We start from the raw sequence: 12,403 nt of genomic DNA on the forward strand, positions 1-12,403 counted from the left end.
TGCCATGGCCGGCAATGATGTCGAGCGGCTGATCCGTCTGCTGTCGAAGCTGCCGGGGCTTGGCCCGCGGTCCGCGCGCCGAGCCGCACTGCACATGATACAGAAGCGGGAAACGGTGATGGAGCCGCTGGCGGAGGCGCTGTCGGCGACGGCGGCGGCCGTGCGGATCTGCACCACCTGCGGCAACATCGATACCTCCGACCCCTGTGCCATCTGTGTCGATCCGCGCCGGGATCACAGCGTGATTTGCGTCGTCGAGGGTGTCGGCGATCTCTGGGCGCTGGAGCGTGCGAATGCGTTCCGGGGCCGGTATCACGTGCTTGGTGGTGTGCTGTCGGCGCTGGACGGCGTGACGCCGGAGGATCTGAATCTCGAATCCCTGATGGTCCGGGCCATGGCTGCCGATGTCTCGGAGATCATTCTTGCGACCAATGCGACCGTGGACGGCCAGACCACGGCCCATTATCTGACAGACCGGCTGGCGGACAGCGGCGTCAGCATCACACGGCTGGCGCGCGGCCTGCCGGTTGGCGGCGAACTGGACTATCTGGACGACGGAACGCTGCTGACAGCGCTGTCGAGCCGCAAGCCGATCTGAACCTCAATCATCTGAACCATTCCTGAGTACGGAGCAATCATGGCGTCCAGCGCACATGCCATCGTCATCGGCAACGAGAAGGGCGGTACCGGCAAGTCCACCACCGCGATGCATATCATCGTGTCCCTGCTGCATCGGGGCTGCAGGGTTGGCTCCGTCGACCTGGATGCCCGGCAGGGGACGCTGACCCGCTATGTGGAGAACCGCAGGGCAACAGCCACCCGGAAGGGCATTGCGCTGGCATGGCCGGCGCATCAGACCGTGGCCGCCAGCGGCGATGCCGAGAAGGATGCGCAGGCCTTCTTCAGCGCGCTGCAGCAACTGGCACCCTTCAACGACTTCGTGGTGATCGACTGCCCCGGCCACGACAACCCGCTCAGCCGCCTGGGCCACAATTTCGCCGATACGCTGATCACGCCGCTGAACGACAGTTTCATCGACCTGGACAATCTGGCCGATGTCGAACCGGAGAGCTTCGACATCCGGCGTCCCAGCCGCTACGCCGAGATGGTCTGGGAGGAGAAGAAGCGCCGCATGCTGCGGGACCGTGGATCGATCGACTGGGTCGTGCTGCGCAACCGCCTGTCCCATCTGGATGCCCGCAACAAGCGCCGCGTGGGGGACGTCCTGGAGCGGCTGGCGGAGCGTATCGGCTATCGTGTCGTGCCGGGCCTGACGGAGCGCGTGATATACAGGGAACTGTTCCTGGATGGTCTGACCCTGCTGGACGTGATGGCGGACGGATCCGGGGTGGATGTGACCATGTCGCATCTGGCGGCACGTCAGGAACTGCGTGACCTGATGGATTCACTGAACCTGGAAATGCCGGCGTCGGCGGAAGCAGTCCCGGCCTGACCGGTCCGGGCATCGAGGTTGGCGGCACCGCCGATTCAGGCGTTGACAGGATAACGGGCGGCCCCTATACGTCCGGCTCCGCGGTCAAAGTGCTTTTTGGCCGCGTTTTCCTGTTTGAATACGGGAACAGAATTTTACACAGAACGGGCACCGGATAGCTGATGTCAAAGCGGATTAGTGCGAAGTACAAGATCGATCGCCGGATGGGCGAAAACCTCTGGGGTCGTCCGAAGAGCCCGGTGAACCGGCGCGACTACGGTCCGGGCCAGCATGGCCAGACCGGCAAGCGGAAGAAGGTTTCCGACTTCGGCCTGCACCTGCGCGCGAAGCAGAAGCTGAAGGGCTACTACGGCAGCATCACCGAGAAGCAGTTCCGTCGTATCTACGGCGAGGCAGTGCGTCGCCGCGGTGATACCTCCGAGAACCTGATCGGCCTGCTGGAGTCGCGTCTGGACGCCGTGGTCTACCGGATGAAGCTGGTACCGACGGTCTTTGCCGCGCGTCAGTTCGTCAATCATGGCCATGTGAAGGTCAACGGCCGCCGCGTGAACATCCCGAGCTATCGCTGCAAGGAAGGCGATGTGATCGAGGTTCGCGAGAAGTCGCGGGAGATGGGGCTGATCCTGGAAGCGGTCGACTCGGTCGAGCGTGAGGTCCCGGACTACATCAACGTCGATCACGAGAAGCTGCGCGGTGAGTTCATCCGGGTGCCGAAGCTGGCCGATGTGCCTTATCCGGTGCAGATGGAACCCAACCTGGTCATCGAGTATTACTCGCGCTGATCAGGGGCCTGCGGGCCGACACTGAAGAATCCGGAACGGCGTCGCGGGAGCGGCGCCGTTCTGCGTTTCGGGACGGACGGCTGCGGTCGTCGTGCGAAGCGGGGATGGGGCCTGGCGCGGCCCCGGACCTCGTCTGCAGGTGCAATGCGGTCAGGCGGGCGTTGACGCTCTGGCCAGGCCGGGGGAATCGGCGGAACCGGCTGTGATGACACGTGCCGACGGCACGTTCAGGCTTGCAACGGTGCCCTTCAGGGGCGTGCTCTCCAGCGTGATGCCGGCGCCGTGCAGCGCAGCCATTTCCTGGGCAATGCTCAGTCCGAGACCGATCCCCTCCACATTGGCGAGGGACGGATCGCCGACACGTTCAAAGGGCTTCATGATGCGTTTCAGATCGCCCGGCGCGATTCCGACCCCATTGTCACGCACTTCAATGGTGACACCGTCCGCGTGATGGCTGGCGATGAGCCAGATCTCCGCACCCTCGCCCGAGTACTGCACAGCGTTGGCCAGCAGGTTGGCCAGGATGGACCGCAGGGCTCTCCGGTCCATGCGCAGTGCCGGGAACACCGGCGGAATGACGATGGAGATGGGGTGGGGGTGGGCGCTGGAGAGCGGGGCCATCATCGACCGGACACGTTCAAGTTCGCCTGCCAGTTCGATCTCGGCATCGATCAGGGAAACGCGTCCCGAGTCGATCTCCGCGAAGCTGACCATGTTCTCGATGATGGCCAGCAGCCGCTCGCCGCTGTCATGGATATCAGCGGCATAGTCGCGATAGCGGGGATTGCCGACACTGCCGAGCGCCTCATGCGAGATCATCTCGGAGAATCCGATGATGGCGTTCAGCGGGGTGCGCAGTTCGTGACTGATGTTGGACATGATGCGGGTCTTGCTGGCATTCGCATTCTCCGCGGCTTCCCGCGCGATCGAGAGGCGCTGGTTGCGGCTTGCCGCCGCGCGCAGGGACCGGTTGAGCCGCCGCAGCAGCAGGAACAGCAGCCCGGTCACGCCAAGCAGGCCCACGAGCAGACCGATCATGGTCAGGGTCGTGGGCATGTCCGGTCTGACAACACCGGTGCCGAAGCCCGGCAGAAGGGCAGGCAGCGTGACCGAGACGGCCTGGACACCGCCGACCTCGCCCGTGACCCAGTCCTGTCTGGGCGAAAGAGGGTCGTTGTTGTGGCAGCCGACGCAGCCCGCGCGCATCACGACCGGCTCCGCATAGCGCAGCACGCCCCCGGTCAACCCGGCATTGACCTGAATGATGGGCTTGCTGTCGGAGTCCTGCAGTGCCGCAATGGCACGTCTCTCGAAATCGTCTCTCGGTCCCCCGTCTTCGCGATAGGGATAGGGCCAGGGGCTGTAGAAGTGCATGCGGGGATCAATCCACTGGCCCAGTTCGATCGAGACGGTTGCGGGCATCGGGATCGCACCCGGAACCTTGCGGTAGTCGTGACGGACTTCCGCGCCGGCTTCCTTCGCCCGGGGGACGATTTCCTGTGTGTAGTAGTCGCGGACCATTTCCAGCGAGGCCGCGTAGGTGCGGGCGGTCTCGGTCGCCGTGCGGGTTCTCAGATTGTCGAGGACCTGCCAGGAGAGGATTCCGGTCAGGATCACTCCTGTGACCAGAAACATCGAGGCGCTTGCCAGCGGTCGTCGGGCCATGCGCTGCAGCACATGGCGGTCAACCGTGTCGCGGACAACCTGCAGCCAGAATGGTCGGTATGACATGGGCTTTGCACGCATATCGGAACGAGATGCACGAGCCTGTCATGTCCGGCTTAATGAAGTGTTCAGGGACGCTGGCTTTTTCCTTGCCCCGTGCCGCAGCGCCCGGGGACCCGGTCGCGACCGCTATGCGGGGATGGCCGCTGTGCGGGCCGGCACAGGTGCGGAAGAGATCTCCGGGACCCTGGGAATGGGCAGTTCCCGGTGCCCGGCAGGCCCTGGCGACCTCGCCGTGACGGGGCTATTCCTTCTCGACAACCGGTCCCCTGTCACTGGCCGGCATCCGTTGCGAACCGTCCTCGTTGCGGGCCGGTACGGACTCCGGTGTGCCGAAGGGCATGGTCTCGACATAGATCGACGATGACGGGAACGCAAAGCTGGTACCGGCGTCTTCCACCAGTGTCTTCAGGTGATAGAGCAGTTCTTCCTTCACCTTCATCCACTCGGCCCACTTCGTCGTCGTGGTGAAGCAGTAGAGCATGATGTCGATGGAGGAACTGTTGAAGCTGTCTGCGTGGATCAGCGTCGATACCTTGGCTGGATCGGTCTCGAAGTCGTCGTTGCCGCGGATATAGTCGTTCAGTCCGTCCACCACCTGTTTCAGCTGGTCGTTGGTCGTCCGGTACTCCAGCCCGACCATCCAGTAGATCCGGCGGTTCGTCATGCGGGAGAAATTGGTCACGGCATTGTCGGCCAGATCCGAGTTCGGCACGGTGACCAGTGCCTTGTCGAACCGGCGGATCTTCGTGGTACGGAAACCGACGGTCTCGACGGTGCCTTCGACGTCCGTTGTCTTGATCCATTCACCTTCGACAAAGATCTTGTCGACGAAGATCGCGACGCCGCCGAACAGGTTGGAGATCAGGTTCTGCGCGCCGAAGGCGACGGCCATGCCGATCAGGCCGAGGCCACCGAGCACCGCGCCGATGTTGAAATCCCACTCCTGCAGGATCGCGGCGGCCCCCAGCACGGTGATGATGACGCGGATCAGCCGGACGGCGAAATTCTTCAGGGTCGACGCCATGCCCTCGCCGCCGACGGACGTGATCGCCCGGTCAAGCACGAACGAAAGCGGGCCGACGCAACGATAGAAGGTCCAGAAGATGGTGAAGGCGATCAGGGACCGCACCACCTTGGCCATCGCCGCGTCGATCTCGTCCGGCAGGGGCGCGACGCGGCTCGCCAGAAACAGACCGACGACAAGGAAGACGAAGCGGATCGGACCACTGAGGGCGACGACGAGTTCGTCGTCAAAGCGGTTGCTGCTGCGCCCCACCAGACGCTCCAGCATGTTCAGCAGGAAGCCGCTGACCAGTCCCCGCAGCACCACGAAGGCCATGAAGACCACGATGGCGACGATGATCCTGTCGGCCTCGACGCCAAAGGCACCCTGGTCCCAGACCTCACGTACCTGGGCCCAGAACTGGCCAAGCTCACTCATTGCTGTCCCTCAGTCCCGCTTCGTTCGATCAGGACTCGGTGTATCAGGCTGCTTCGGTGAAGGCGACGCCCTTTTCACGGAACAGCTGCGGCAGCTCGCCGGATTCGGCCATCTCGCGAACGATGTCGCAGCCGCCGACGAACTCACCCTTCACGTAGAGCTGCGGGATGGTCGGCCAGTCGGAGTACTCCTTGATGCCCTGGCGGATGTCGGCATCCTCCAGCACGTTGACGGAGGAAAACTTGACGCCGAAGTAGCTCAGGATCTGCACCGTCGCGGCGGAGAAACCGCACTGCGGAAAAACCGGCGTGCCCTTCATGAACAGGACGACTTCGTTTGCCTTTACTTCCGCATCGATGCGGTCCCTGGTGGCCGTGTCAGTCATGTGTCTGATCCTTCTCGGAAAAAATGTGCCGTAGGATGGGGGGATTGGTCTCAGGCAGGTGCGGACGTCTGCAGGGCCAGGGCATGAAGCTCTTCCCCCATCCGTCCGCGCAGGGCCTTGTAGACCAGCTGATGCTGCTGAACGCGGGACTTGCCCGTGAAAGCACTGGAGATGACATGGGCAGCATAGTGATCGCCATCGCCGGCGAGGTCGGTGATCGTCACCTCCGCGTCCGGCAGGGCATCTCGGATCAGGGCCTCGATCTCGCCCGGGTCCATTGCCATGTCATTCCTCCATCAGCTCGGTTCGTCGTTCAGGTGCCGTCGGCACTGTCAGGAAGCGACCGCAGCCGCCATGTGCTCCGGCAACGTACGTTCGTGCGCATCCCGCAATGCCGCGACGGATATGGTCAGGCAACCGCTGACAGTCAACTCGGCGCCACCGGTTTCACCCAGGATTGTCGCCTTCACGCCGCTGGCCTCAGCCATTGCCAGGATCACATCCGGATTCGTCACAGTCACGAGGTATCGTGCCTGATCTTCTCCGAACAGGAAAGCGTGAGGGGCCACATCCGATTCCGGCAGGTCGATGCGGGCACCGATCCCGCCTGCCATGGCCATCTCGGCAAGCGCCACCGCCAGCCCGCCGTCCGACAGGTCGTGGCAGGCTGTCGCCAGTCCGCTGCGGATCATGCCGCGGACCACGTCCCCGGTGCGCCGCTCCTGCGCCAGATCGACCGGCGGGGGTGGCCCCTCGGCGCGGGTCAGGATATCGCGCAGATACAGGCTCTGGCCCAGATGGCCACGGGTTTCCCCCAGCAGCACGATGGTCTGGCCCGCCGCCGGGAATGCCACGCCAACACGCTGGCTCGCATCCTTCAGCAGGCCGACACCACCGATGGCGGGTGTGGGCAGGATTCCGACGCCATTGGTTTCGTTGTAGAGGGAGACATTGCCGGAAATGACCGGGAACTGCAGTGTCTCGCAGGCTTCGCGCATCCCCTCGATGCAGCCCACGAACTGGCCCATGATCTCCGGGCGCTCCGGGTTGCCGAAGTTGAGGCAATCGGTGATCGCCATCGGCGTGGCGCCGACAGCCGTGATGTTGCGCCAGCATTCGGCGACGGCCTGGCGGCCCCCCTCGACAGGATCGGCGAAGCAATAGCGCGGGGTGACATCCGTGGAGATCGCCAGCGCCTTGTTGGTGCCGTGCACCCGGACCAGTGCCGCGTCACCGCCGGGCCAGGCGATGGTGTCGGCCATGACCATGTGGTCGTACTGTTCCCAGATCCAGCGGCGTGAGCAGCCGTCGAAGCCGCCGACCAGGCGCATCAGCGCATCGGCCATGTCATTCGGTGCCGGAGCATCGGCCGGGGCGAGGGGCGCACGCTTTTCCGTCTGCTGCCACGGGCGCTCGTAGGCCGGGGCGTCATCGACCAGCGGTCGCACGGGGATGTCGCCGACGATCCTGCCGCCCTGCTTCAGGGTGAAGCGACCCGTATCGGTCAGATGGCCGACGACGGCGAACTCGACACCCCACTTGGCGAAGATCGCGCGGGCCACATCCTCCTGCCCCGGTTCCAGCACCATCAGCATGCGTTCCTGGCTTTCGGACAGCATGATCTCGTAGGCGCTCATGTTGGTTTCGCGCTGGGGCACCTTGTCCAGGTCCAGTTCCAGCCCGACACCACCCTTGTCCGCCATCTCGACTGACGAACAGGTCAGGCCTGCCGCGCCCATGTCCTGAATGGCGACGATGGCGTCCGTGGCCATCAGTTCCAGACAGGCTTCCAGCAGCAGCTTCTCGGTGAACGGGTCTCCGACCTGCACCGTGGGGCGTTTCTCCTCCGACTGGTCGTCGAACTCGGCGGAGGCCATGGTGGCGCCGTGGATGCCATCGCGACCGGTGCGGGAGCCGACGTAGACCACCGGATTGCCGATGCCCGCCGCAGCCGAATAGAAGATGCGGTCGGTCTTTGCCAGCCCGACACACATGGCGTTGACCAGGATGTTGCCATTGTAGGCAGGGTCGAAGTTCACCTCCCCGCCCACCGTCGGCACGCCCATGCAGTTGCCATAGCCGCCGATGCCGGCAACGACACCGCTGACCAGTTGCCGCGTCTTCTGGTGATCCGGTGCACCGAAGCGCAGCGCGTTCATGTTGGCCACCGGGCGGGCGCCCATGGTGAAGACATCGCGCATGATGCCACCCACGCCTGTCGCCGCGCCCTGATAGGGCTCGATGAAGGACGGGTGGTTGTGGCTCTCCATCTTGAAGATCGCGGCGTCGCCGTCGCCAATGTCGATGATGCCGGCATTCTCACCCGGTCCGCAGATCACCCAGGGGGCTTCCGTCGGCAGGGTCTTCAGCCAGACCCGTGACGACTTGTAGGAACAGTGCTCCGACCACATGACGGAAAAGATGCCCAGTTCGGTCAGGTTCGGTTCCCGGCCGAGGGCACTCTTCACCCGGTCATATTCCTCCGCGGTCAGGCCATGCTCGGCCACGATCTCCGGCGTGATCTCGATGCTGTCGGGATCGGTACTCATGCCAGGGTCTCCACAAGTGACCGGAACATGGCGGCGCCGTCCGTGCCGCCCAGATCCGGGTCCGCCGCCCGCTCCGGATGCGGCATCATGCCGAGCACGCGCCGGTTCGCGGACAGGATCCCCGCGATGTCGCGGCAGGACCCGTTCGGATTGTCGTTGTCGTAGCGGAAGGCCACCAGACCCTCACCCTCCAGCCGGTCCAGCGTCGCCTCATCGGCGAAGTAGTTGCCGTCGTGATGCGCCACGGGAATGGAGATGCGCTGCGCTGCCTGATAACCGGCGGTGAAGGGGCTCTGCGTATCCTCGACGCGCATCGCGACATGGCGGCAGACATACTTTCCGGCGGCATTGTTCATCAGCACCCCGGGCAGCAGTCCCGCCTCGCAGGCCATCTGGAAACCGTTGCAGATGGCGAAGACCGCGCCGCCCCGCTCCGCATGGCGCACGACGGCGGCCATGATCGGACTCAGTGCCGCGATGGCACCGACCCGCAGATAATCGCCATAGCTGAAGCCGCCGGGCAGGACGACCAGGTCCAGATCGGGCAGGTCGCTGTCACCGTGCCAGACCATGGCCGGGGGTTTTCCCGATGCCTGGTGCAGCGCCACGGCGGCGTCCCGGTCACAATTGCTGCCCGGAAAGACGATCACTGCCGATTTCATGATGCGCCCGTGCCCTGGCCTTCCCCGCCGATCTCGATGCGGTAGTTCTCGATTACCGTATTTGCCAGCAGTCGCTCGCACATGACCTTCAGGCGCTGTTCGGCAGCGGCGGCATCCGTATCCGCCAGCTCGATCTCGAACATCTTGCCCTGACGGACCTTCTCCACCCCGTCGTGACCGAGCCCGCGCAGGGCATGTTCGATCGCCTTGCCCTGGGGGTCGAGCACCCCGTTCTTCAGCGTGACAAAAACCCGTGCCTGCATCGGCCCCTCATCCTGTACTCAATAGCAATCTGTCGTTCGTTGCCCGGCAACGGCCCGTTACCCGTCAGTGGACGAGTTTCGGCCCGTTGAACTCGGCCTGATTCTCCGGCATCACGCCCAGTCGGCGCGCGACTTCCTGATAGGCTTCCTCGATTCCGCCCATATCGCGCCGGAACCTGTCCTTGTCCATCTTCTCGTTGGTCGAGGCGTCCCAGAGACGGCAGCTGTCGGGGCTGATCTCGTCGGCAAGGATGATCCGCATCATCTCGCCTTCCCAGATGCGCCCGAACTCGATCTTGAAGTCCACGAGGCGGATGCCGATGCCCAGGAAGAGTCCGGTCAGGAAATCGTTGATCCGGATCGTCTGGGCCATGATGTCGTCGATTTCCTGCGGCGTGGCCCAACCGAAGGCGGTGATGTGCTCCTCTGTCACGAACGGGTCACCCATCTCGTCATTCTTGAAGCAGAATTCGATGATGGAGCGGGGAAGGGCGGTGCCTTCCTCCATCTTGAAGCGTTCGGAGAAGGAACCGGCGGCCACATTCCGCACGATCACTTCCAGTGGCACGATCTCGACTTCCCGCACCAGTTGCTCGCGCATGTTGAGGCGGCGGATGAAGTGCGTCGGCACCCCGATCTCGTTCAGCCGGGTCATCAGAAACTCCGAGATCCGGTTGTTGAGCACGCCCTTGCCCGTGATCTCGCCCTTCTTCTGGGCGTTGAACGCGGTGGCGTCATCCTTGAAGTACTGCACGATCGTGCCGGGTTCCGGGCCTTCGAAGAGAATCTTCGCCTTGCCCTCATAGAGCTTCCTGCGACGGGCCATCGTGATTCTCGCTTTCCGAAGTGGCAGTGGGGGGCTTCCCTGAAGCGGCGGGACCATACAGAACGCGGGCGCAATCCGCAATCGGCGCAACGTGCCGGATGCGCGCGAAATGCCGCGTGGGTCCTTCGCCGGGCGTCGCTTGGTTGAACCTGTCACATTCGCGGACTATGTCTCTTCTCGGTGCAGCGCCCAATCCGGCGCAGTTTTTTTTGACGAGGGCAGACATGGCTGGGTTCGACGACCGCAAGAAGGCCGCTGAGGGCAAGTTCGCACTGGACAGCGAAAAGGAATTCAAGGCCACGGCCAGGCGCAACAAGCTGCTGGGGCTCTGGCTGGCGGAACAGATGGGCATGTCCGGCGCCGACGCCGATGCCTATGCCCGCGAAGTGATCGCCTCCGATTTCGAGGAGCCGGGCGACGAGGATGTCTACCGCAAGGTGAAGGCTGACATCGACAAGAAGGGCCTGGACATCTCCGAGCATCGCCTGCGCAAGCACATGGCCGATCTTCTGGAAGACGCCCGGCGGCAGATCGCGTCCGAATAGGCCTTTCGCGACCAGTCCTGCTGTCGGATGCCGGGGCTGATGCCTCGGCCGATTGCGTGTGTGCGGGCAACTGACGATTGATTCGGTTGCTGCCGGCGGGGCTGTAATTGCACCCCTTACGGGATATTGATCGGATTTCGTTCTCGTTTTCAGCGAACGTGGGCGTGACCATGGTCACTTCGTGAGCACCATTCGTCAGTCATGATGACGATAAGTGGTCGAATTGCTTCAGTTCGGAGCTCAGGGGGCTGAACGTTGCGCTCGTCGCTTCTGATTTTGCGCGATCGTGCAGTAGTGTTCCGATCATGTTTGTCTTGGCTTTGCTTGGACAGGCACGCAGGGATTCTGCCAGACAGGATGGGACAGTAATAATGCTGATCGTCAGGAGGGGCAGTGTAGCGCAGGCGGCGAGTGGGATTGCGCTGGCGCTGTTGATGCTGCCGTGGAACGGCGCGAGTGCCGAATCGTTGAAATCGGAAGTCGAGGGTCTGCTCGGCGATCATCCGCAGATTCGCGCGGCGCAGAGTGCTGTCGATGCGGGTACCGAGGGTGAGCGTCGGGAACGCGCAGGCTATCTGCCGACCGTCACAGGCACCGCGGGTGCCGGTTACGAACACACCGATTCGCTGGCGACCCGTGCCGCAGGTCAGGACAATGTGCAGTTCTTCGCCACGAACGCGACACTGGAAGTGCGCCAGAACGTCTTCAACGGCTTCGGTACCCGATCCGGCGTGCGCAGTGCCGGTGCGCTGACGCGTGCCGCAGAGGAAACGCTGACGGCGGTGACCCAGAACGTGGTGCTGGAGGCCGTGACCACGTACATGAATGTCCTGCGCAACCGCGAACTCGTCCGGCTGAACCGGGGCAACGAGCGCGCGATCCAGGAACAGCTGCAGCTCGAGGATGAGCGCGTTCAGCGCGGCTCCGGCATCGCGGTCGATGTTCTGGAGGCCAAGAGCCGTCTGCAGATCGCGCGGGAACAGAGCGTGGCGTTCCAGGGTGCGCTGAAGGACACGGTCGCCAACTATATCCAGGTCTTCGGCCATGCGCCGGTGCTTGACGAGATGCGGGCGGTCACGCCGGCACAGGAAAGCCTGCCGGCGACCAAGGAAGAAGGCATTGCCCTGATCCAGAAGGGCAATCCGGTCATCCAGATCGCGCAGGCGCAGGTCAGTTCCGCGCTGCATGAACGTGATCGTGCGGCATCGACATACTGGCCGTCGCTTGACGTCGTCGCCCGCGCGAACATCGAGAACAACCTGTCGGGCGCCGAGGATGTCCGGCACGATTATTCGCTGAAGCTGGAGGCGCGCTGGGTCCTGTTCGACGGCCTGCTGACGCCGGCCAACACGGGTGCCGCCGCGGCGCGCTATCAGGAGGCGATCCAGAACGGGCGCAATGTGACCCGCAAGACCATCGAGCTGATGGAAATCGCCTGGCACCAGATGGAAGTTGCCGACGAACGCGCGGAACTGCTGCGCAATGCCATGAACATCGCGGCGGAGGTCTTCGCCTCCCGGCTTGAACTGCGCGAAGCCGGCAAGGAAACCGCGATCAACGTGCTGGATGCGCAGAGCCAGCTCTACAATGCCTGCATCAACTTCGTGAATGCAGTTTTCGATTCCGAGATTGCGGCCTATCGCGTGCTGAACACGCTGGGAGAACTCGACCGGGGGGCGGTCGCGAATTCCCAGCCTGTGGAGCAGTCCACAGTGGTGGAACAGTGTGGGTTCAAGGCTGGCAAGGATGAATACCGCGTCGGGGATTGA

The 12,403-nt window shown here is 63.6% G+C and carries 13 protein-coding genes; 5 read left to right on the forward strand and 8 right to left on the reverse strand.

All coding sequences use genetic code 11. From position 1 onward, the window contains the following. The first annotated feature begins 4 nt into the window (after positions 1-4). The 3 genes from recR to rpsD all read left to right on the forward strand — a co-directional run bounded on the left by recR (position 5) and on the right by rpsD (position 2,235). Positions 5-598, forward strand: a complete 594-nt coding sequence (gene recR / locus QGV55_RS00865) for a recombination mediator RecR (RefSeq protein WP_281018772.1) — start codon at positions 5-7, stop codon at positions 596-598. A gap of 39 nt (positions 599-637) precedes the next feature. Beyond that, positions 638-1,453, forward strand: a complete 816-nt coding sequence (locus tag QGV55_RS00870) for a division plane positioning ATPase MipZ (protein ID WP_281018771.1) — start codon at positions 638-640, stop codon at positions 1,451-1,453. A 161-nt stretch (positions 1,454-1,614) separates the two neighbouring features. After that, positions 1,615-2,235, forward strand: a complete 621-nt coding sequence (rpsD, locus tag QGV55_RS00875) for a 30S ribosomal protein S4 (protein WP_281018770.1) — start codon at positions 1,615-1,617, stop codon at positions 2,233-2,235. Between the two features lie 150 nt (positions 2,236-2,385). Here the strand turns inward: rpsD and QGV55_RS00880 are convergent, their stop codons facing one another. From QGV55_RS00880 to purC, 8 genes are all read right to left on the reverse strand, one after another. Further along, complete coding sequence (locus QGV55_RS00880) at positions 2,386-3,966, reverse strand: ATP-binding protein (RefSeq protein WP_281018769.1); 1,581 nt, start codon at positions 3,964-3,966, stop codon at positions 2,386-2,388. Between the two features lie 238 nt (positions 3,967-4,204). Then, the gene (locus tag QGV55_RS00885) at positions 4,205-5,404 is read right to left on the reverse strand and encodes a mechanosensitive ion channel family protein (RefSeq protein WP_281018768.1); all 1,200 of its coding nucleotides are present in this window, start codon (positions 5,402-5,404) and stop codon (positions 4,205-4,207) included. A gap of 43 nt (positions 5,405-5,447) precedes the next feature. Continuing rightward, positions 5,448-5,789, reverse strand: coding sequence for a Grx4 family monothiol glutaredoxin (gene grxD, locus QGV55_RS00890; RefSeq protein WP_281018767.1), 342 nt, complete (start codon positions 5,787-5,789; stop codon positions 5,448-5,450). A gap of 50 nt (positions 5,790-5,839) precedes the next feature. Then, positions 5,840-6,073 (reverse strand): BolA family transcriptional regulator, encoded by a 234-nt coding sequence (locus tag QGV55_RS00895; RefSeq protein ID WP_281018766.1) that lies wholly within the window; start codon positions 6,071-6,073, stop codon positions 5,840-5,842. 48 nt (positions 6,074-6,121) lie between these two features. Next, positions 6,122-8,338 carry a phosphoribosylformylglycinamidine synthase subunit PurL gene (gene purL / locus QGV55_RS00900; protein ID WP_281018765.1) on the reverse strand — a complete coding sequence of 739 codons (2,217 nt, stop codon included), beginning with the start codon at positions 8,336-8,338 and terminating at the stop codon, positions 6,122-6,124. Next, complete coding sequence (gene purQ, locus QGV55_RS00905; protein ID WP_281018764.1) at positions 8,335-9,000, reverse strand: phosphoribosylformylglycinamidine synthase subunit PurQ; 666 nt, start codon at positions 8,998-9,000, stop codon at positions 8,335-8,337. The genes purL and purQ overlap by 4 nt, the downstream gene beginning before the upstream one ends. Next, the gene (gene purS / locus QGV55_RS00910; protein WP_281018763.1) at positions 8,997-9,263 is read right to left on the reverse strand and encodes a phosphoribosylformylglycinamidine synthase subunit PurS; all 267 of its coding nucleotides are present in this window, start codon (positions 9,261-9,263) and stop codon (positions 8,997-8,999) included. Before purS ends, purQ begins: the two co-directional genes overlap by 4 nt. 64 nt (positions 9,264-9,327) lie before the next feature. Continuing rightward, positions 9,328-10,089, reverse strand: coding sequence for a phosphoribosylaminoimidazolesuccinocarboxamide synthase (gene purC, locus QGV55_RS00915; RefSeq protein ID WP_281018762.1), 762 nt, complete (start codon positions 10,087-10,089; stop codon positions 9,328-9,330). A 224-nt stretch (positions 10,090-10,313) separates the two neighbouring features. Between purC and QGV55_RS00920 the strand changes: the two genes are divergently transcribed. Together QGV55_RS00920 and QGV55_RS00925 are read left to right on the forward strand one after the other, a co-directional pair. Then, positions 10,314-10,634, forward strand: coding sequence for a DUF1476 domain-containing protein (locus QGV55_RS00920; RefSeq protein ID WP_281018761.1), 321 nt, complete (start codon positions 10,314-10,316; stop codon positions 10,632-10,634). Between the two features lie 467 nt (positions 10,635-11,101). Further along, positions 11,102-12,403 (forward strand): TolC family protein, encoded by a 1,302-nt coding sequence (locus QGV55_RS00925; RefSeq protein WP_281020039.1) that lies wholly within the window; start codon positions 11,102-11,104, stop codon positions 12,401-12,403.

It is taken from the genome of Minwuia sp. IMCC3009 (assembly GCF_029909415.1).
Lineage (GTDB): Bacteria > Pseudomonadota > Alphaproteobacteria > Minwuiales > Minwuiaceae > Minwuia.